The sequence below is a fragment of the Candidatus Campbellbacteria bacterium genome (assembly GCA_028817035.1).
Classification (GTDB): Bacteria; Patescibacteriota; Minisyncoccia; order Phycocordibacterales; family JABAAK01; genus JAPPQH01.
Window position 1 is genome coordinate 1 of the sequence record JAPPQH010000014.1, and the last position, 20,806, is coordinate 20,806.

Annotated in this window: 26 protein-coding genes and 1 tRNA gene; 23 read left to right on the forward strand and 4 right to left on the reverse strand. The window is 37.5% G+C overall.

Annotated elements, in window-relative coordinates; genetic code table 11:
* The 6 genes from OXU73_02085 to OXU73_02110 form a co-directional block, all read left to right on the forward strand.
* The coding region (locus OXU73_02085; GenBank protein ID MDD9868095.1) for a hypothetical protein at positions 1–480 on the forward strand (480 nt) is incomplete at its 5' end.
* Between the two features lie 88 nt (positions 481–568).
* Positions 569–1,381 (forward strand): hypothetical protein, encoded by an 813-nt coding sequence (locus OXU73_02090; protein MDD9868096.1) that lies wholly within the window; start codon positions 569–571, stop codon positions 1,379–1,381.
* A 75-nt stretch (positions 1,382–1,456) separates the two neighbouring features.
* Positions 1,457–1,987, forward strand: a complete 531-nt coding sequence (locus OXU73_02095; GenBank protein MDD9868097.1) for a hypothetical protein — start codon at positions 1,457–1,459, stop codon at positions 1,985–1,987.
* 142 nt (positions 1,988–2,129) lie between these two features.
* A complete protein-coding gene (gene purF, locus OXU73_02100; protein MDD9868098.1) occupies positions 2,130–3,509 on the forward strand; it encodes an amidophosphoribosyltransferase in 1,380 nt (459 codons plus the stop codon).
* 48 nt (positions 3,510–3,557) lie between these two features.
* Positions 3,558–4,502, forward strand: a complete 945-nt coding sequence (locus tag OXU73_02105) for a DUF4268 domain-containing protein (GenBank protein ID MDD9868099.1) — start codon at positions 3,558–3,560, stop codon at positions 4,500–4,502.
* Positions 4,503–4,602: 100 nt separating this feature from the next.
* Entirely contained in the window at positions 4,603–5,061 is a 459-nt protein-coding gene (locus OXU73_02110) for a hypothetical protein (protein ID MDD9868100.1), read from the forward strand.
* 24 nt (positions 5,062–5,085) lie between these two features.
* Here OXU73_02110 and OXU73_02115 read toward each other — a convergent pair.
* Positions 5,086–5,161, reverse strand: a tRNA-Asn gene (locus OXU73_02115).
* 122 nt (positions 5,162–5,283) lie between these two features.
* Here OXU73_02115 and OXU73_02120 point away from each other — a divergent pair.
* Positions 5,284–5,556, forward strand: a complete 273-nt coding sequence (locus OXU73_02120) for a glutathione S-transferase N-terminal domain-containing protein (protein MDD9868101.1) — start codon at positions 5,284–5,286, stop codon at positions 5,554–5,556.
* A 5-nt stretch (positions 5,557–5,561) separates the two neighbouring features.
* Here the strand turns inward: OXU73_02120 and OXU73_02125 are convergent, their stop codons facing one another.
* Entirely contained in the window at positions 5,562–5,864 is a 303-nt protein-coding gene (locus OXU73_02125) for a hypothetical protein (protein MDD9868102.1), read from the reverse strand.
* 109 nt (positions 5,865–5,973) lie between these two features.
* Here OXU73_02125 and murA point away from each other — a divergent pair, with 109 nt between their 5' ends.
* From murA to OXU73_02155, 6 genes are read left to right on the forward strand one after another with little or no spacing between them, the layout of a single operon-like run.
* Positions 5,974–7,305 (forward strand): UDP-N-acetylglucosamine 1-carboxyvinyltransferase, encoded by a 1,332-nt coding sequence (gene murA, locus OXU73_02130; protein MDD9868103.1) that lies wholly within the window; start codon positions 5,974–5,976, stop codon positions 7,303–7,305.
* Positions 7,306–7,312: 7 nt separating this feature from the next.
* The gene (locus OXU73_02135) at positions 7,313–8,326 is read left to right on the forward strand and encodes a rod shape-determining protein (GenBank protein MDD9868104.1); all 1,014 of its coding nucleotides are present in this window, start codon (positions 7,313–7,315) and stop codon (positions 8,324–8,326) included.
* Between the two features lie 32 nt (positions 8,327–8,358).
* Complete coding sequence (locus tag OXU73_02140) at positions 8,359–9,000, forward strand: hypothetical protein (protein MDD9868105.1); 642 nt, start codon at positions 8,359–8,361, stop codon at positions 8,998–9,000.
* Entirely contained in the window at positions 8,990–9,655 is a 666-nt protein-coding gene (locus OXU73_02145; protein MDD9868106.1) for a hypothetical protein, read from the forward strand. Before OXU73_02140 ends, OXU73_02145 begins: the two co-directional genes overlap by 11 nt.
* A 7-nt stretch (positions 9,656–9,662) precedes the next feature.
* The gene (frr, locus tag OXU73_02150) at positions 9,663–10,211 is read left to right on the forward strand and encodes a ribosome recycling factor (GenBank protein MDD9868107.1); all 549 of its coding nucleotides are present in this window, start codon (positions 9,663–9,665) and stop codon (positions 10,209–10,211) included.
* A gap of 9 nt (positions 10,212–10,220) precedes the next feature.
* Positions 10,221–11,279 carry a M50 family metallopeptidase gene (locus tag OXU73_02155; GenBank protein MDD9868108.1) on the forward strand — a complete coding sequence of 353 codons (1,059 nt, stop codon included), beginning with the start codon at positions 10,221–10,223 and terminating at the stop codon, positions 11,277–11,279.
* A gap of 51 nt (positions 11,280–11,330) precedes the next feature.
* On the opposite strand, the gene OXU73_02160 is transcribed toward OXU73_02155, so the two are convergent.
* Together OXU73_02160 and OXU73_02165 are read right to left on the reverse strand one after the other, a co-directional pair.
* Entirely contained in the window at positions 11,331–11,600 is a 270-nt protein-coding gene (locus OXU73_02160; GenBank protein MDD9868109.1) for a hypothetical protein, read from the reverse strand.
* A 281-nt stretch (positions 11,601–11,881) separates the two neighbouring features.
* Complete coding sequence (locus OXU73_02165) at positions 11,882–12,256, reverse strand: hypothetical protein (GenBank protein MDD9868110.1); 375 nt, start codon at positions 12,254–12,256, stop codon at positions 11,882–11,884.
* Positions 12,257–12,388: 132 nt separating this feature from the next.
* On the opposite strand from OXU73_02165, the gene OXU73_02170 reads away from it, so the two are divergent.
* The 10 genes from OXU73_02170 to OXU73_02215 all read left to right on the forward strand — a co-directional run.
* Positions 12,389–13,639 (forward strand): His/Gly/Thr/Pro-type tRNA ligase C-terminal domain-containing protein, encoded by a 1,251-nt coding sequence (locus OXU73_02170; GenBank protein ID MDD9868111.1) that lies wholly within the window; start codon positions 12,389–12,391, stop codon positions 13,637–13,639.
* Positions 13,640–13,652: 13 nt separating this feature from the next.
* Positions 13,653–14,714: a rod shape-determining protein gene (locus OXU73_02175; GenBank protein ID MDD9868112.1), complete on the forward strand. Its 1,062-nt coding sequence runs from the start codon at positions 13,653–13,655 to the stop codon at positions 14,712–14,714.
* Positions 14,707–15,453 carry a hypothetical protein gene (locus OXU73_02180; protein ID MDD9868113.1) on the forward strand — a complete coding sequence of 249 codons (747 nt, stop codon included), beginning with the start codon at positions 14,707–14,709 and terminating at the stop codon, positions 15,451–15,453. The genes OXU73_02175 and OXU73_02180 overlap by 8 nt, the downstream gene beginning before the upstream one ends.
* 2 nt (positions 15,454–15,455) lie before the next feature.
* Entirely contained in the window at positions 15,456–15,710 is a 255-nt protein-coding gene (locus tag OXU73_02185; protein MDD9868114.1) for a hypothetical protein, read from the forward strand.
* A gap of 7 nt (positions 15,711–15,717) precedes the next feature.
* Positions 15,718–17,370, forward strand: coding sequence for a penicillin-binding transpeptidase domain-containing protein (locus OXU73_02190; protein MDD9868115.1), 1,653 nt, complete (start codon positions 15,718–15,720; stop codon positions 17,368–17,370).
* A 29-nt stretch (positions 17,371–17,399) separates the two neighbouring features.
* On the forward strand, positions 17,400–17,867 hold the full coding sequence (gene greA, locus OXU73_02195) for a transcription elongation factor GreA (GenBank protein ID MDD9868116.1): 468 nt from the start codon (positions 17,400–17,402) through the stop codon (positions 17,865–17,867).
* A gap of 134 nt (positions 17,868–18,001) precedes the next feature.
* Positions 18,002–18,439 (forward strand): division/cell wall cluster transcriptional repressor MraZ, encoded by a 438-nt coding sequence (mraZ, locus tag OXU73_02200; GenBank protein ID MDD9868117.1) that lies wholly within the window; start codon positions 18,002–18,004, stop codon positions 18,437–18,439.
* 9 nt (positions 18,440–18,448) lie between these two features.
* Complete coding sequence (gene rsmH, locus OXU73_02205) at positions 18,449–19,351, forward strand: 16S rRNA (cytosine(1402)-N(4))-methyltransferase RsmH (protein MDD9868118.1); 903 nt, start codon at positions 18,449–18,451, stop codon at positions 19,349–19,351.
* Position 19,352: 1 nt separating this feature from the next.
* Positions 19,353–19,682: a hypothetical protein gene (locus OXU73_02210; GenBank protein ID MDD9868119.1), complete on the forward strand. Its 330-nt coding sequence runs from the start codon at positions 19,353–19,355 to the stop codon at positions 19,680–19,682.
* Between the two features lie 19 nt (positions 19,683–19,701).
* Positions 19,702–20,806 (forward strand): penicillin-binding transpeptidase domain-containing protein (locus tag OXU73_02215; protein ID MDD9868120.1); only part of this gene is annotated, 1,105 nt, incomplete at its 3' end.

Genomic DNA, 20,806 nt, shown 5'->3' on the forward strand with positions numbered 1-20,806 from the left:
TTGTCTTTGCCGAGGGAGTTGAGAAAAAATAGGGATGAAAATATGTTTTTCTCAAGGCAGATAAGGATGCTTAAAGAGACGGGAGATGTTAAGGGTTTTCTTGATATATTGAGGGATGTTGCAATAGAAAACAAATGGACTGTGGGGTATCACACCAGTTCAAGTGATATAAGACCAAAAGATAATGGCGAATGGAATGTTGATGGAACAGAAGAGGATCATCGGGATGGTGATTTGTCTATGGCATATTACAGTATGACATATAGAAATTTATATAGAGATGGTAAGGGCAGAGAGAAGTATATTTACCTTGTTCGTGCAGAAGAAAGTCATCGTAATGAGGGTGGGTGGTATCGTGCGCCTTCGTTGTCTATAATTCACAAAGTTAGTTTAAGTAATATTGAGAGGCAGTTGGAAGTTGAAAGAAATAGGTATAACAAAAGCAAGGCAGATTTATATAAAAATAAAAAGGCGGCATAAGGAAGCAGATGCAAATTTGTTTGTTTTTATCCACACAAGGCGGCTTGATATAGATTTATTTGTTGTGTTTAGTGTGTAAAATTTAATTATGAGTTTAAATATTGAGAGTCCAGCTTCAGGGCAAAACGAGAATAATGTGCCTCAATTTTCAGATGCAGAAATTAGAAGGTTTCGCGAAGAACTTAGAGGTGTGGAGAGTGGATTGGATAATGGTGTAGATGAATCAGACGAAAAAATTGAAATAAATTTGGATGAAAATGTTTTTAAGGCAGGGGAAGGAAATGGTGATAATGAAAATGATCGTTTGATGGGAGAACAATTTATGAAAAAGACACGGTATGCAGGGCGAAGAAGAGACAAGATGTGGGGTATTAAAGGGATAGGTAACAAAATATTTAAAAAACCCAAAAGACATTCGGGCAGGCATTATAATCCACCTCCACCTCGTTATGATGGACAGTATCCAAATAGAAAATCAGAACTATTGGATAGAGGAGTTCATTCAAGACATAATTTATTGCGGTCGGCAGAGGTAGAAAATCCTGAGTTGAAAGTGTTAAATTCTATGCCAATCCATAAGGTGATGGCGAATCTGGAAGAGTTTCGTTCTCTTTCTCACCAGCAGATTGCAGAGGCGCTTGTGGAGAGGGGAGATGGCTTGCTTGTCTTGATGCAACTTCATAATTTTGAAGATATTGACCATTCCAAATTGGCTGATTCTTTTATCAAAAATGATAAAGTTATGGCGCTGAAATTTGCTATCAGCAGATTTCCCAATAAATCTTTAGATAACTCAATTGCCAAAGATCTTATTTCTTTGGGGCATAGTGGTTTAGTCAAGCAAGTGCCGTATTTGTTTAAGGGTAATAGAAGGGAGATTATTGCGTTGCTGAAAGAATAAGATTGAATTTTATTTCCACATAAAAAACTTGTTTTATGCTTATAGACCAGATGAAAGGATTATAATGTTAAATATATGATTGAAAAATTTAGAAAGCCAGACAAAGGCGAAAACAAAAAAGAGGGTGGTGACGAATTGGAACCCATCAATTTGGATACTCTTACAAGCTCTGGAGAAATTACCGCAGCAGATTTGGCGGAAATAGAGGCAGCAGAAAGAACTATACAAGAACTTGGAGAAGGTGCAGAAGGATTGCTTGAAGAAGAGAATTCCGAAGGTGAAACAGAAACTCCAACAGGTATGTCAAGAAAAGAGGCAAGAGAAATATTGAATAATCCAGAAGCTCCCCTATCTAAACGAGAAGAGGCTGCATTATTTCTTATAGAGGCAAAAGGCGAAAGCGATGACGTACTAATGGTAGTTAATGCTCTTGATGGTGTTGATTTCAATAAAATTGCCCGAGCTTTGATGGAATTAAATATCGGAGATTTGGCAACACACTTGGGTCAGTTTCCTAAGGGGTCATTAGACCCTTCAATTGCTGAAAAATTGAGGGATGAGGGATATGGTGACAAATTAAAAGGAATGGACGCGATATTTAAATAAAATGGTGGATTAGGCGGTGGTGGCAGTGGCTTGTCGGCATCGTGTAGGGGTTTGTGATATTGAAAAAACTGATATACTGGTTTTGTTATGAACAGTTTGAATCCGAGTGAGAGTGTTTTCAGATATATTAAAAGCAAATTTTATGTTGGGTGAAAAGTGTGGAGTTTTTGGAGTGTCCAGTCTACCAAATGCAATTGAAACAACTGTAATTGCTTTGCATATTGTTCAACATAGAGGGCAGGAGTCTGTGGGTGTTTCTGTTGTGAACAACAACACCATGACGACAAGATTGAAAGAGGGGCTGGTCAAGGTGAATTTTAGTGAGGCCGATTCAGTAAAAGGTTTGGAAGGAGATTCTGCAATCGGTCATACGAGGTATTCAACAACACAATCAAAATCTCCATTACTTGATGCACAGCCGATAGAGATGACGCTTCCAAATTTCTCTGATATGAAAGTTGCTATAGCGCATAACGGTCAGTTGTTGGATTATGAAAAGTTGAAAAAAGAGTTGGTAAATCAAGGTGCAAAATTCAAAACAGATTCTGATACGGAGATAATATTGCAGTTGTTGGCGAAAGAGGATGAGAGCGACATAACAAAGGCAATTTTTAATGTGTTGAAGAAGGTAAAGGGTGGCTTTGCGATTGTTATTTTGTTGGAAGATGGGACTTTGTATGCCGCAAGGGATGAGATAGGTATTCGCCCTCTTGTGTTGGGTAAAAAAAATGGAAGTTTTGCCGTTGCTTCTGAGAGTTGTGTTTTTAATGCGATAGATTTTGAATGTGTAAGGGAGGTAGAACCTGGTGAGTTGTTAAAAATAAAAGGTGATAAAATGGAATCTTTGAGGTTTGCAGAGAAACAGAGGGTGAGACCGTGTATTTTTGAATTAATTTATTTTGCTCGCCCTGATAGTCTATTCTTGGGGAAGACAATATATGAGCGCAGAAAGGAAATAGGTAGGCAATTAGCAAAAGAATCACCAATGAAAGCAGATATGGTTATACCAATCCCTGACTCGGGTCTGCCGATGGCGATTGGCTATTCAGAAGAATCTGGAATTCCTTTTGAGTACGGGATCATAAGAAGCCATTACGCTGTTAGGTCTTTTATTCAGCCGAAGCAAACTCTGAGGCAAAAGGCGATTTTATTCAAACACAATCCAAATATAGATCTTTTGAAAGGTAAGGATATAATTTTGATTGATGATTCTCTTGTGCGTGGGACGACAATAAAAAAGTTAATCGCGTTGATAAGAAAAACGGATGTAAAGTCAATAAATGTGAAAATTGGCTCGCCTATGTTGAAACATAAAGATATATATGGAATTGATATACCATCTGAATCTGAACTTATCGCGAATTTAAAGACCTTAGATGAAATAAAAAAAGAAATAAATGCAGATACTTTAACCTATTTATCTATTGACGGTATTTATAGAGCCGCAGGATTTGAGTCGCGAGATGACAAAAATCCGCAAATGACAGACCATTATTTTACAGGCGATTATCCGATAAGGTAGGGGGGAGTGGGGTTTGCAATGTAAAGAATTGTGGGGTATGCTTACTGCATGTCTAAAAAATTCGGTAAACTCAAAAAGATAGACTTGCGAGAAGTTTGGCCCAATGAGGCGGCTGACTTTTCAGTATGGTTAGCAGAGCAGGGCGGTCTTGATCTTCTTAGCAATGAACTCGGTATTAGCATTTCACTTATAAAAAGGGAAGCCAGTGTCGGTAAGTTTAGCGTTGATATTCTTGCAGAAGAAGAGGGTACTGGAAGAAAAATAATTATTGAAAATCAATTAGAAACCACTAACCACGACCATTTGGGGAAGATAATCACTTATGCAGCTGGATATGGTGCGCCAATAATAATTTGGCTATTTAAGAATATTAGAGAAGAACATAGGGAGGCAATTGATTGGTTAAATAATAACACCGATGAAAATGTTTACTTTTTTCCAGTCAAGGTTGAAGTATGGCAGATTGATAATTCTAAATTTGCACCAAAATTTCAAATAATTGGTGGACCAAATGAATGGGCAAAAACAATTAAGAGAGGCAGTAATGATGAACTTGGGGAAACAAAATTAAAACAATTAAACTATTGGACTAAATTAAAAAATTATGCGGAAGAAAAAAACCTTACTTTATTCAGTCAAACACCTTATGCAGGGAATTGGTATAATATCACAATCGGCAGTTCAGATGCACGCATTAGAATTACAATAAATACTCAAAAAAATATGCTTGTATGTGAAATTTACATAAGAAGTAATAAAGATTTATTCCGATATTTAGAAGGGAAAAAGAATGAGATTGAAAATGAAATAGGATCAACTCTTGAATGGTCTGGTGATGATGATAAAATAGGGTCAAATATATTGCAACGAAAAATGGGCTTTGATATAGATAATGAGAAAGAAATGGAAGCGTCTTTTGATTGGTTAATTGACCGCACAACTGCTTTTGAGAGAGTGTTTGGCAAGTTTTTGGAGGAATATAAAAGAGGTTAAGAATATTAAAGAATTGTAAAACACACAAGGGTTTTATATGATAGCACCTATGTATTGCCATGTAAAGAATTATGAAACACCGCAGTGTATAATTATTAGTATGGAATATAAAATATTGAGAGAACCATTTGTTCAGAAAAAAATAGTTTCTTATTTGAAAAAAAATGGTTGGAGTAGCAATTTGAAGTATAAAACCCTTAAAGAAAAAGGTGTAGATATTAAAGTAAAGAACAATAAATTTTCAAGATATTGGTTGATTGAAGTTAAAGGTGATCCATCTAAAGAAGTAAAATCGCCTACTGGTATTAGAAGCAGTAGTTTCAATTCAGCATTGGGTCAGATCATTACCAGGATGCATACCAATAGAAAAAGAAGTTATAAATATGGTTATAAGTATGGCATAGGCTTTCCTCAGAGCTTCAAAAAACAAGTATTTAAAAAACTACCTTATGATGTTTGTGATAAATTAAACCTGTATTTGTTTTTTGTAGACGGTACAGGTGAGGTTGAAGAATTTGACCATAGAAAGATGAAAAAAATACAAAATAAACCAAAATAGATGGCGTATGTCGTCTATTTTATTTGGCTCCGCGGACAGGGCTCGAACCTGTGACCGCCCGGTTAACAGCCGGGTGCTCTACCAACTGAGCTACCGCGGAATATCTAATATATTACCATTAAATCTGCCAAAAGTGGAGTGTCTTTATTTCCTCCTAATTTTCAACAATGTATTTTTATCTTTAATGGTTATATTGTTATTTTATGGTATTTTATTATCTGTATGTTTATTTTATACACAAAAAACGGATGCCCTTTCTGTGAGAAGGTTAAGGAGTTTATGGGGAATAATGATCTTGCCTTTGAGGAGCGTGAGATTAGCGATGATGATAATAGGTCTATGCTTCTTGAGAAGGGTGGAAAGCAACAAGTACCGTTTCTTATAGATGATGAGCTTGGAAAGTCAATGTATGAGTCGATGGATATAATAACTTATTTGACTGAGAATTATGTTTCTATAAACAATGGTAGTGGCGATTCTCTTGAAGAAGAATAAATCAATTACGAGTCATCTTTTAATTGATTTTTAATTTCTTCCCGTTTTTCTCTTATCAACTTCCAAAATAGGGCAGGCGGATTTTTTTTCCAGTTTTTTGAGGTGTGATATATTTCTCTTATCTCATCAACTGTAAATTTTCCTGTTTGGTATAGAACTTTTTCAAAGTCATTCTGGGAGAGCATGTCATCGCATATCTCTTGGACCAGCGCGGCTCGCGAGGATGTCGCTGCTTTTTTGTCATCGCTTCTTTTCCGATTCATCGCTGTCGGCAGAAGGGATGATATGTGCTTGAATTCTTTTGGCATTTTTGGGTCAATAAATTGGGTCAATAAATATGGTATCAAAATATGGGCTAATTTGGTAGTGCTTTTATTTTCATATCAAAAATGGTAGAATATGGGAATAATTATTTGTATGTCAGCTATAACTTCAAAACAGAAAACATCTTTTGTTGTAAAGGGTAGGGTGGGTGAGAAATATCTTAATGGCTCTGTTTCTATATCTGGAGCAAAGAATGCTGCACTTCCAGCGCTCGCGGCTTCTATTCTTTTTGATGATGAAATAAGTTATAACAGTATTCCGTTTATAGATGATATACAGGTGTTTATGGAGATACTTTCATCGCTTGGTGCTGATATAAAGAAAACAAATGATGGTGCTTCTGTTTCTTTTGGCGGAAAGATGCCTAAAAGTGTGATTGATCCAAGTGCAATGTGTGCGTTGCGTGGTTCTATAATATTGACTGGTCCATTGCTTGCGCGAACTGGAAGGGTGGTTTTCTCAAGTCCGATGGGTTGTCCGATAGGTAAAAGACCTATTGATTTTTTCATAGATGGTTTTAAATCTTTTGGTGCTGATATAACTATAAAAGAAAATGGTGGTATTGAATATGTCGTCACGGCGCCCAAGGGTGGTTTGGTTGGGACAGAGATTTTTATGCGACATATGAGTGTTACGGCAACGGAGACGCTTATTTTTACTGCTTTACTGGCGAAAGGGACGACGGTTTTAAAGAATTGTGCTATTGAGCCAGAGGTTTCTCATCTGGTTGAGTTTCTAAATAAATGTGGCGCTGTTATTACTGGTGCGGGAACGCCAACGATAACGATAGAGGGTGGTTCGTTGTTGAAGGCGTCTGGTAAGAGTTATACACTTCCTGCTGATAGGGTAGAGGCGGGTAGTTTTTTGATGTTGGGTATTCTTGCTGCTGAGAATCTTGAAATAACTAACTGCAACCCTGAACATCTTGAGAGTTTGATTGATACTTTGAGGCGTTCGGGGGCAAACAATTTTGAGGTGACAAAAAATTCTTTCATCATAAAAAAGGAAGATAGGAAGAAGGTCTTGCCAGCGTCCTATCCGATAAATATACAGACACACGAGTATCCTGGTTTTCCGACTGATTTGCAATCCATAATAGCGGTATATGCGAGCCAATTAAAAGGAAGGAGTTTTATATTTGAATCAATATTTGAAGACAGGTTTCGCTATCTTGATTATTTGAAAAAGTTTGGCGTGAGGTTTAATATGATAAACAGGAGAGAGATAGAGATTGATGGGCCTACGAAACTTAATGGTTCGGTTATTACAAAGGTGCCGGATTTGAGGGCTGGTTTTGCTTTGATAACCGCAGCGGCTATCGCTGAGGGGGAAACGGTGATAAGAGATTTGAAGCATGTTAATAGGGGGTATGAGGATCTTGAGAAAAAATTGAGGGGAATTGGTTTAGATATAATAAGAGAGTAGTAATAATATGAAATTATTTAGTTCAGGCATAGGAATTGATTTGGGAACGACTTATGTGTTGGTTTATGTTCCACAAAAGGGCGTGATAATAAACGAGCCGTCAATAATCGCTGTATCAAAAGATACTGGCAAGATTTGTGCGGTTGGTGATGAGGCAAAGCAGATGTTGGGAAGGACGCCTGAGAGCATTGAGGTTCATAGACCTATGAAGGATGGTGTTATCGCTGATTACAAGGTAACAGAAGTGATGTTGCGGTATTTTATAAGAAAAGCAATAGGAAAATACAATCCTTTCAAGCCGCAGGTTGTCGTGTCTGTTCCTGCAGGTGTAACATCCACGGAGAGAAGAGCAGTTGTTGAGGCTGCGAAACGGGCGGGCGCGAAAGATGTGTATGTTTCAAAAGAGCCGATTTTGGCGGCAATAGGTGCTGGCGTTAAGGTTCATGAATCTCAAGGTCATATGATTGTAGATGCAGGTGGCGGAACTATTGATGTCGCTATAATTTCACTTGGTGGCATAGTTAAATGCACTTCTGTTAAGTGTGCGGGCAATAGGATAGACCAAGCGATAATGGATTATATGAGGAAAAACCTTAACTTAGCGATAGGGTATAAAACTGCAGAGGCGATAAAAATAAAAGTTGGTTCTGCTATCCCTATGAAAGATGAACTTTCAATGAAGGTTACAGGGCGAGATGTTATGACGGGTCTTCCAAGGGTAAAAGAGGTGAGGACGAATGAGATAGTAAGGGCGATAGGGAAAGAGTTGAATGAGATGATAAATGCGATAAAATCTGTTTTCAACGACCTTAGACCAGAATTGGCGGAAGATATAATGGAAAATGGGATAATAATGACAGGTGGCACCTCGCAATTGCGCAATTTTCAGCAGTTGGTGGAGGAAAGGACTGGTGTTTTTGCCACTCTCGCTGAACGGTCTCAATATTGCGTTGCTTGTGGGACTGGAACAGTGTTGAAATATTTAGACACTTACAAGCATGCGTTGGTATTGAATAGATGATTAAATAATAATATGATAATATATAAATTAATATGAAAAGTTTTTATTTTTCAATTATAGGAATGATAGTAATTTTGGGGGTTATTTTTTATTTCGCTGGATCCAGTGATGGTGGCAGTGGCAGTGATAAACAATCAAGGGCGAAACAAAATTATGATCCAGCCACTGCCACGGAGGATGAGAAGCTGGCGTTTCATCTTGATGAAACTGGCTCTATATTTTACGGAGCGTTTTGGTGCCCAGCATGTGAAAGCCAAAAAAATATGTTTGATGACAAAGGACAAAAACTTTTGCCTTATGTTGAGTGTTCTCTCCCAAACAGAAGGGGGCAGTATCCAGTATGTGATGAGGCAGGTGTCAGAAGTTATCCAACATGGCATTTTACAAGTGGTTTGGTATGTCCAAGTGTCCTAACAAAAGGAGCACTTGCTGTTGCATCTGGATATAATGGTTATACAGAATCTATTACTATTGATGAATTGATAGAGAGTTATGGTGAGCGATCGCCCAATTTGAAGGATAGAGATATTTCATTTTATGCAGAGACTTTGGAATTAGACCCAGAAAATATAACTGTGGATTTACTTATACAATCCGTTGAATTAGTAAATTGTAGAATTGAATCTCCATTACCAACAGATAATCAGCCAAGCGAAGAGTCGGATGAGCAGTAGTGTAAAAAACAAAGTATCAGAAATATTTGAGAAGCCACTTTCTCATTCTTATATTGTTTATGACAAACCGCTTGAAACCGCTAAATTGATAAAAGAAGAGATAGGGAGTAAGTTGCCAAAAGCACTTATTATTGATGCGAATTATGAGAATTTTTTGGTTGAAGAAGCAAAAAGTCTTGATAGGGAGGCGTTTCATTCTGTGTCAAAAGATAGACCGAAGATTTTGATTATCTCTTGTTTTGGAATTACCGTTCAGGCACAAAACGCTTTATTAAAGACCTTTGAAGAATCGTCAAAAAACATACACTTTTTCTTTTGTGTCCCTAATGACATACAGCTTCTGCCCACTTTGAAGTCAAGATGTACTCTTGTTTATATGGGTAGGTCGGAAGAGGTTATAGGAAAGAAATTTTTGTCTATGTCTTTAGAAAAGCGTTTTTCTTATATTGACACTCTTATTTTGGAGAACAATAAAGAAATAGTTTCTGATTTTCTGAATTCCCTTGAATATGAGTGTCACAATCATATAATGGAAGGGAAGGCGGACACAAGGGAAGTCAGGGCTTATTCTGCTATTATGCTTGCACGGGAATATTTGAGAGATACGGCTGTGTCTATAAAGCAGATATTAAGGCATATAGCAACTTCTTGTTAAATATAAAATGGCATTTGATTTTACAGAGTTTAAAGATCATATCGGAAAGACAGAAAAATGGCTGTCAAACGAGTTCTCTATGATGAGAACGGGAAGGGCATCTTTGTCCGTTCTTGATGGGGTAAAAGTTAATAATTATGGTTCAATTGTTCCTCTAAACACCATCGCGACATTATCAATAGAAGACCCACGCACAATTTCAGTAAATGTATGGGACAGTAATGTTATAGGCGAAGTGGAGAAGGCAATAACAAAAGCAGATTTAGGGTTGTCTGTTTCTGTGACAGATGCTTTTGTAAGAGTGTCTTTTCCCGAGATTACTTCAGAGAATAAAGCGCTGTTGTTGAAAAAAGCGAAAGAAAAACATGAGGAAGCACGGATATCAATAAGACAAATAAGGGATAAAATATGGAATACGATACAGAAACAACAAAAGGATAAAGAGATAAATGAGGATGAGAAATTTAGATATAAAAATGAAATGGAAAAACTTGTTGATGAAACTCACAAGAAATTACAAGCCATAACCGAACAAAAAGAGAAAGAATTGCAATAGAATTTTAATATGCTTGGAATAGTCATTTTTGTAATAGTTTTATTTGTTGTTATCGTAGTCCATGAATTTGGGCATTTTATAGCGGCAAAATCTGCAGGCATAAAGGTAGAAGAGTTTTCTGTTGGTTTTCCGCCACGCATAACCTCTGTAAAGAAAGGTGAAACCTTGTATTCACTTGGGATGATTCCCATAGGTGGTTTTGTGAAATTGTTTGGTGATGGGGATGAAAACACAGATAAACCAAGATCTTTTAGAAAAGCATCCAATTTTTCACAAGCAGCCACACTGTGTGCAGGTGTTGCGTTTAATTTTGTTTTGGGCTTGATACTTTTTACTATTGTTTATATGGTCGGAAATTATGTGCCGTATGACGAACGGCAACATAGCAGTTCAGACATATCTGTAATGATAGTGGGAATTTTGGAAAATTCTCCTGCATCTTCTTTTTTTCAAGCAGGGGATATAATCAAAAAAATTGATGTAAATAATAATGTCGTAGAGCCCAAAAATAGAGAGGAAGTGTCGGAAGCGTTGAAAACAGATGAGGAAGTAAATATTACTTATGTAAGAGATAATAAAGAATATAACTCGTCTTTATCTGCCGAGGAGTTGGAAGTTGGCGGTGTTGTTGTGAATGCGATAGGAATACAAACAAGGGATGTGATATATGAAAGGTATGGTTTTTTTAGTGCTGTAAGAGAAAGTTTTAATCTTGTGGTTTTTATTGTGAGAGAAACTCTTATCGCGCTTTTTAATCTTGTCAGAACATTTGATACAAGTCAGCTTGCTGGACCTGTCGGTATCGCACAGATAACTTCGCAGACAGCAGCGTTTGGCTTTATTCCGTTGGTATTTTTTACAGGGCTATTGTCGGTGAGTATAGGGGTTTTGAATTTGTTGCCGATACCTGCTCTTGATGGTGGAAGATTGCTTTTGTTGGGAGTTGGGGTTGTGATGGGAAGACCTGTTTCTATAAAAACTGAAAGAGCGCTTAATGGTGTGGGATTTCTTTTGCTCATAGCGCTTCTCGTTGTGGTTACTTTTGTAGATATAAATAGATTGTTTTGATTTGGATGAAAAAAGGATGGGGCGGACTTAAAAAGTCCGCCCCGATTTGGTCTACGCCGCTTCGGTCCTATCGACTTCCATCATGTTCATGATCCCTTCCTGGACCTCAGAGTAAGCTTCGTCGAATTTTTCCTCAATCAGCAAATTCCTTGCCCGATTGACTGCCTTCTTCGCTTCCACGAAGCGAAAATAGCGCCAGCCGCCTTTCTTTACGTTGGCCGCGTTTACCCGAAGCTCCAAGTAATTGATTGAGTTCCTCGTAAGAGTGTAAATTCTCTCCTTTGGAACTTGGACCATCTCGGTGGTCTGGTCAATGTGCATAAATGGTTCCTCCTGTTTTGAAAAACCAGTTCGCAACTGTCTCCAATTGCGAGGTGATTGATGGCTTTTGAAGACCATCCCACTATTAATGATAGCATATGTAGATATTTTTGTCAAGGGGGGATAAAAGGGTCGCGTGAAGCGACCAATCGCAAATGATAGATTGTTAAAGTATGGGTTTGACCGCAACGAGCCTGCGAGTTGCGTCAGCGAGGTGGTGAAACCGCCGAGCGATAGTAAAAAGGGAAGGGGCGGACTTAAAAAGTCCGCCCCGATTTGGCTTACAGAAGCCCTAAACCTGCGCGCTCTGCTCTGTCTATTTCACAAGTTGCAGAAAGAGTTTCTGTTACTGCTTTTTGAATCTGTCCTTCTTCCAGCAGTGCCCATGCTTCCGTTAAGGATTCTTTTGCTTCTTCCAGCAGTGCCCGTGCTTCCGTTAAGGATTCTCTCACTTTTTTCAGCTTTTTCAGCGGACAATAAACCATCGGTTTGTTGTCATCCTGCAATCTGCCAACTCGTTCATTTGCTGAAATAATTTGTCTTTTCGCAAGCTCGCGAATATCTTCCACATTGATTTCTACCGTCCTTGACGGCAGAGGGGCAACGCCTACTGCTTCCATAACACTTCCTCCTGTTCTGAAAAGATCATTCGGCAACAGCAAGTCGCCTTCTATTATTAATAGTAAAATATATAGATATTTTTGTCAAATGCCGAGCGATAGCGAGCGATAATGAATAGAGGGCGAGCCATTTGACTATAATGCTTTTCTCACATATATTATTAATATATGTTACAGTCCCTATTAGGTATAAAGACAACAAGAGAAGCACCAAAAGACGAGGTTTCAAAGAATGCGATATTGCTTTCACGGGCAGGTTATATCCATAAAGAACTTGCGGGTGCTTATGTTCTTTTGCCACTTGGTCTGCGTGTTGCAAGAAAAATAGAAAAGATAATTCGGGATGAGATGGATGCGCTTGGAGGGATAGAGCTTCATATGACTGCACTACAACGCGAAGATCTTTGGAAAAAGACGGACAGATGGGATGATAAAAAAGTAGACACTTGGTTTAAATCAAAACTTAATTCTGGTGGTGACATTGGTTTTGGATGGACTCACGAGGAAGTTATCACAAACCTTATGAAACATCATATAAGTTCTCATAAAGACTTTCCACGCCTTTTTTATCAGATTCAGACTAAGTTTCGCAATGAAAAAAGGGCAAAAAGTGGGTTGTTGAGAGGGAGAGAATTCACTATGAAGGACTTGTATTCTTTTACTAGAACACAAGAAGAGCATAATGAGATATATGATGAGGTCGCAAATGCTTACCAGAGGATATATGATAATGTCGGCATTGGTGGTTCCACATACAATACCTTTGCTTCTGGGGGTCTTTTTGCAAAATTTAGCAATGAATTCCAGACGGTTACGGATGCAGGTGAGGATACTATATATATAGACGAAAACAAGAATATAGCAGTAAATAAAGAGGTTTTGAGTGATGAGGTGTGTGCTGATTTGGGCATAAAGAGAGAGGAATTGGTAGAAAAGAGGGCGATAGAGGTTGGTAATATATTTAGTTTGGGGACTCGTTTTTCAGATGATTTGGATTTGAATTATAAAGATGAGAACGGAAAGGAGCAGAAGGTTGTGATGGGTTCTTATGGAATTGGTGTTGAAAGATTGATGGGTGTTGTTGCAGAATTATATGGTGATGAAAATTCAATGATTTTTCCTACCACGATAGCGCCTTTTGATATACATTTAATTATGCTTGACGAAGGGGATGAAAATGTTAGTATGGAAGCGAAAGAGCTGTATGATTCGTTGCAGTATAGAGGGGTTGAAGTTTTGCTTGATGACCGACAGGTTAGTGCAGGTGAAAAACTAAAAGATTCTGATTTGTTGGGTATTCCAAAATGTGCGATTGTCTCTTCAAGGACGATTAAGAAAAAGAAGGTGGAGTATCACGACCGCATAAATGATATGAAGAAAGATATATCAAAAGATGAGTTTTATGCAGAGTTTGTATAATATATAAATTAATATGGAAAGTTTTTTCAAAAAAATAATAGACAAAGTAAGAAATTCTTTAACGAATGATATAGGTATTGATTTAGGAACGGTTAATACTCTTGTTCATATAAAAGGTAAGGGGATAATATACAACGAGCCGTCATTGGTAGCAGTCAATCAGAAAACGGGAAAGATAGTTGCGATAGGGCATAAAGCTCTTGAAATGCTTGGTAAAGCGCCAAAACATATCAACATAATACATCCGCTTGTGGATGGTGTGGTGTCAGATTTTGAAGTGACGGAAGAGTTGATGAGGTATCTGTTGCGATTAGTCCAAAAGAAATACCCTAAATTCTTTGGTCCAAGGGCAGTTATAGGTGTTCCTTCAGAGATTACAAATGTTGAACAACGGGCAGTTCGCAGTGCGACAAGAAACGCCGGCGCAAGAGTTGTGCATATAATACCTGAGCCGCTTGCCGCTGCTGTTGGTATTGGGGTTCCTATAGGAGAGATAAGAGGTGAGATGATAGTTGATATTGGTGGCGGAACAAGTGACATAATGGTGATTTCAATGGAGGGGATAGTCGCTTCTAAAAATGTTCGTGTTGCAGGGCAGAAAATGAATGATGCGATAGTGAATCATATAAGAGAGGTGTTCAAGCTTTTGATAGGGTTAAGGTCTGCAGAAGAATTAAAAAAACACACAAGCCCTTTTATTCTTGAAGACAGCAGAAAAAGATTTGCGATAAGAGGAAGAAATATAGTAAGCGGTTTGCCACAAGAGATAACTGTAACAGGACAAGATGTTCAGCACTCTATATCACATCTTACAGAAGAAATAATTGAGGGTATAAAAGAAGTACTTGAGTTGGCACCGCCAGAGATATCAGCAGATTTATATAAAAGAGGTCTTTATCTTGTTGGTGGTGGTGCGTTAATTCAAGGTCTTCCTGAAGTGATAAGTAAAGAAATAGGTATATTAGTAAAAGTTCCAGAAGATCCTTTGCTGTCTGTTGCATATGGAGCGGGGATAATAGCAAATGATGTTGATAGTTATAAAAACATACTAATACCTGATGATGACGATGAATAATAAATCTTTATTCAGCCGCCGTGGTCCAAATACAAGAAAAGCCCTTCTTTCTTTTGCTTTATTGTTGTTTTTGCTGTCTTTGTTGTTTCCAAATTTTGTGAGGGGTATAAATCATACTGTTTTTGAGTCAGTTTTTAAGGCAGGCGATTATACAGAAGATAATATTTTAATAGCAAAAGATATTGTGTCATATAGTAAGGCAGATCTAATAGAGGAAAATCAAAGATTGAGGGAAGATAATAGGCTGCTAAAAGCTATTGCTGGTATAGGTAAGATAAACATAAAAGAGGTGGGTTCGGATGAGAGTATACGTGCTGACATCCTTGCTGGTCCTCTGCAATTCCGCAGTTTTGCAGCGCTGATTAATAAAGGTAGTAAGGATGGTATAGAAATAGGGAAATTCGCACACACAACGGTCGGATTGCCTTATGGCATCGTCAGAAGTGTGAATAAATCAACTTCTTTGGTGATTCCTTTTTCAAGCCCTATCGTAGATGCTTTGTTTTCAATAAATGGCCATATAACTGAGGGTGCTGGAAGAGGTGGGGATGTATTGATAGAAATTCCACACAATATAGAGGTTTCAGTAGGAGATTCTGTGAAAATACACAAAGATGATGTGTGGGTGTTTGGAAAAGTTCAATCAATTGAAAGGGATGAGGCAGATATATCGGTAAAAGTGTTTGTTCAGCCGGCAGTTAATATATTTGAAACTTCTCTTTTGTTCATAGAAAAATAATTATGAAGGGCATTATTTTACATCTTTCACTCATAATATCGCTTATATTTTTGCCATATTGGGTATCTTTTATAATTTTAATTGTTTTTATAGTCCTATCTTTAGGTGAAGAGGCGCTTGTATGGGCGATTATCGTAGATTCTCTTAATTCTGTGCCAGATGTCGCTTGGTATATGAATTTTTATCTAACTATAATATGTTTCACTCTATATATTGTCTATTATCTGGTCAGACCTCGAATAATGATATACGATTAAATTATCAATGAAAAAGGAAAATAACGACATAGAAATAGAAGAAATAATACAAGATGCGATAAATCTGCCTAAATTCCTTGATAAAGAGGATGAAGGACATATAGTAAGCATCGTCCCACAAAAGGCGATAGTTATAACAGGTCTACTGATATTTCTCTTGCTATTCCTTTTTATAGGAAGGACTTTCTTTTTACAGATAGTTAATGGCTCGGTATATGCTGATATAAGCAGAAAAAACTCATTTAACAAAGAAATTATATTTCAGAAAAGAGGGATAATATATGACAGGAATGGCGAAAGAATCGGATGGAACAGTAAAAATGAGGAAGAAGACTTTCCTTATCGTAAATATACGGACAAAAATGGTATGGCTCATTTGATTGGCTTTGTTTCTTATCCTCAAAAGGATGACAAGGGATTTTATTTCAGAGAAAGCATTGAGGGTATTGATGGCGTGGAGGAGTTGTTTAATGATCATCTTTCTGGTCGGGCAGGTTCAATAATTGTTGAAAAAAACGCAAAAGGTGATACATTATCAAAACATATATTAGATAACCCAGTAAATGGAAAAGATATTGAGCTTTCTGTTGATTCAGATATAAGCGATTTTCTTTATAACAAAATGGAAATGACCGCAGAAGAGAGAGGGTTTCAAGGTGGTTCTGCGTTACTTATGAGCCTTGAAACAGGGGAATTGCTTGCATTAGTGAATTACCCAGAATATGCCCAAGAAGAAATAGCAAGCGGTAATGAGGAGGAAATAGAAAAATTCTTAAAGGATGATAAATCCCCTTTCTTTAATAGAGCAATTTCTGGTCTTTATTCTCCTGGTTCTACGATAAAACCATTCGTTGCTTTTGGTGTTCTTGAGGAAGACATAATCTCTCCACATAAAATTATAAATGTTACCGGTTCAATAGAAATACAAAACCCATATAACAAAGAATTAAAAAGTGTGTTCCATGATTGGAAACCACATGGTCCTGTTGATTTTGTGAGAGCATTAGCAGTGTCTTCTAATATTTACTTTTATCAAATAGGTGGAGGTTTTGAAACACAGAAAGGATTGGGTATTAAGAAAATTGAAGAATACCTGAGAAAGTTTCAAATAGGCGCATCTACGGACACAGGTCTTGCTTATGAACCAGATGGGGTTATACCCACGCCAGAATGGAAAGAGGAAGTGTTTAATGATCCGTGGAGGGTTGGTGATACATATAATACAGTTGTAGGACAATATGGATTTGAAGTGACACCTCTTCAAATGATTAGATCTATCTCAGGGATAGCAAAGGGAAGTGTGGTTACACCCACGATAACAAAGCCAGATGAAGTGAGTGAAAGGGCAATAGAATTAAAAGATGATGATTCTTTTGACTTGGTAAGGGAAGGGATGAGACAAGCAGTTTTATCAGGGACTGCAAAAGGGCTTAATGTTCCTTATGTTGATATCGCGGCAAAGACAGGAACAGCAGAAATAGGCGTAAAAAAAGATTTAGTGAATTCATGGGCTATAGGTTTCTTTCCTTATGAAGAACCAAAATATGTATTTGCCGTAGTGATGGAAAGAGGACCAGTAGAAAACACAATCGGTGGGGTATTTGTTGCAAGAGGTATGTTTGACTGGATGGCGGAGAACAAAAGGGAGTTGTTGCAATAAGGCTAAATATATGTAATAATGCTGTCATTATGGAAAATGACAAAAGAGAAATAACAAAAGAATATAAAGAGCAATTAAAGAAAGAGTTAAAAGAGCTAACTACTGTTAAGCGTAAGGAAGTTGTGGAAGCGTTGAAACAAGCAAGAGCACACGGAGACCTTTCTGAGAATGCGGAATATCATGCGTGTCGCGAGATGCAGGGACAACTGGAGCAAAAGATAAAAGAGATAGAAGATATACTTTTGAATTCAGTTGTTGTGGAATCAAGTGACAAAAACATTGTTGGCGTGGGTTGTGTTGTAAAACTCAAAAAAGCACCATCAAATGAAGAAGTGGTTTTTAAGATAGTAAGCCCAGAGGAATCAAATATAGCCGAATCCAAGTTGTCTTACCAGTCGCCATTGGGGACTTTATTGATTGACAAGAAAACAGGCGATATTGTTTCAGTGGAAGCCAAAAGTGGGAAAATAGACTATAAGATTCTCTCAATAGAATAAATCACAAAATTATTAAAATTTTGTCTCAAAAAACACCTTTATTTATAGGGGTGTTTTTATATTGTGGAAAACTCTGTGGAAAGTGGGGAATAATGTTATATAGTAATAACTAGGTGGGGCATAGTGGGATATATATGTTAATAGGAGAATACAAACACAAGATGGATGAGAAGTTTAGAGTTTCTCTTCCATCAAGATTTAGAAAGAACCTCGGTAATACAATTGTATTAACTCGGGGTCTTGAGCGTTGTGTGTTTGCATATAACCTTTCTCGTTGGAAGGAGATTACTGATAGACTTTCAAAGCTTGATGGTAGCAGACCAGAAAGAAGAAAGTTTCTTAGGTTTTTCATTTCAGGTGCAACAGAAGTTGATATAGACTCTGCGGGTAGGATACTTGTTCCAAGATTTCTACTTGAGTTTGCAGATTTGAAACAAAACAAAGAGGTTATAATCGCAGGTGTTCAAAGTCGTATTGAGTTGTGGAATGAAGAAAAATGGGAAGAATACAAAACAAAGATGGAAAACGACGAGGCACTTACTGATAACCTTGGAGAGATAGGCGCCCTATAAACATAATTTATGTTACGAGAGCAAGATACTCCGAAACATTATCCGGTTCTTTACAGAGAAATACTTGAGAGACTTGATATAAAAGAAAGCGATATTGTATTTGACGGCACTGTTGGGTTGGGTGGTCACGGACTACACATAATCAAACAGTTAGGGCAGAAAGGAGTTTATATCGGAACAGATGTTGATCCGATAAACTTGATTGAAGCAAAAGAGCGTTTAGGAGGTAGAGGCAAAGCCACATTACATCTTTTTGAGAGCAGTTACAAAGAAATTGATTCTATTCTTTCAAAAGCAGGTGTAACAAATATCAACAAAGCATTGCTTGACCTTGGCTTTAACGCAAAACAACTTGAATCAGGAAAGGGATTTTCATTCCAAAAAGATGAACCGCTGTTAATGACATACGGACATCCAGACAAGCATATCTTCACAGCAAAAGATATAGTGAATACTTGGAGTGAAGAAAACATCGCAGATATACTCTACCACTACGCAGACGAAAGGAGATCAAGAAAGATAGCAAGTGCGATAGTTGAAAGCAGAAGAGAAGCACAGATAGAAACAACAAAAGATCTTGTTAATATAATCTCAAAAGTCTGCAGAAGAAGTGGAAACATACACGAAGCGACAAGAACATTTCAAGCACTTAGGATAGCAACTAATGATGAAATAGGAACGCTTCGCAAAGGACTACCACTTATATGGGAGAAGTTAGAGAAAGAAGGAATGTTTGCCGTAATAAGTTTTCACAGCATAGAAGATCGTTTTGTAAAACAATTCTTCGCTGAAAAAAATAAACTGAAAGAGGCAACACTATTAACAAAAAAACCAATTGTTCCGTCACAAGATGAGCTGAAGGAAAACAAGAGGTCAAGGAGTGCAAAATTAAGAATAGCAATCAAAAAGTAATATGACACAGTATATAAGGACAAAAAGGATAAGGATCAAGATGCTACACATGTTTTTCCGTAATTCCTTTGCATTATCTGCAATGATGCTTATATCTGTAGGCATATTTTACGGAATTGCCTCGGTTTCTCCAGTGCATTTCGTGGCTCACACACAGGGCATAAAGATAAGAATAATAGAGGCGCAGAGGGTCCAATATGACCTTGAAAGAGAATATGCCTCTTTGATAAGGGATTTTACAGGGGCTGAGGGCGGAGAATATAGCGATTCTGGTGGAAAAGACACAATAGTGGTCTCAATAAAGGAGAAAGAGTTGGCATTGCAAGAATAGGAACAAGCAAGCTCTTTATATGAAAAATATAAGAATAAACATATTAATAGGCATTTTTACAACAATATCACTTGCTTCTATTGCTGATTTGTTCTTTATTCAGGTTTTAAAAGGTGAAGAATATAAAGAAAGGATAGCCAATAACTACATATTTGCTGATACTGATTTTTTAACAAGGGGAAGCATATTTTTTTCAGACAAAGACAACAAGCCAACAACTGCAGCCGTAGTGCATAACGGCTACACAGTAACTGTTGATTCCATCAAAGTGAAAGACCCAGAGTTTATATACGAAGAATTAAAGGATTACACAGATTTAGACAAAGATACTTTTTTGACACACATAAAAAATGAAAGAAGGAGGATTGTGGTCGCTGACAAGGTGGAAAAAGAGCAGTTTGATGAGATAGCAGAGAAAAACCTTATAGGCGTATTTTTTGAGAAGAGAAAATGGCGCGTTTATCCGTGGGGCGACTTCGCCTCACATGCACTTGGTTTCGTGGGCCACAATGATGATGTAAATATATTTGACGGTCGTGCAGGACTGGAGCGTTATTATGAAAATGAGCTACATGGCGAGAGTGAAACAGACAATGTTAATGATTTCGCGCATGTTCTTCTTAATATAGGAGACAAACAAGAAGATTCAAGATTGTATCCTATGGATGTTTTCACTTACATAGACCCTTGGGTGCAAAAAGCTCTTGAGAAAGAAATTGCATTTATCCAAAAAGAACACAACTCAAAAAAGACAGCCGGTCTTATAATAGACCCCAAAGACGGAAGGATAATCAGCATGGCATCTACTCCATCATTTGATCCAAATAAATACTCTGAATATGAAAACCTTGAAGTGTTCAGAAACCCTTTCACACAAGAGATTTATGAGATGGGTTCTATAATGAAACCTCTCACCGTTGCGGGTGCGCTTGAATCAAAAAAAATCAAAGAGGACTTTACATACAATGACGAGGGCTCGGTGAGTATTGACGGCTATACAATATATAACTTTGACAAGAAATCAAGAGGAAGAGATATTCCACTACAGAAAATACTTTCAAACTCTCTGAACACTGGTATCGCCGCGATTGTCAAAGATATGGGCAATAGAGAAATGGAAGAAC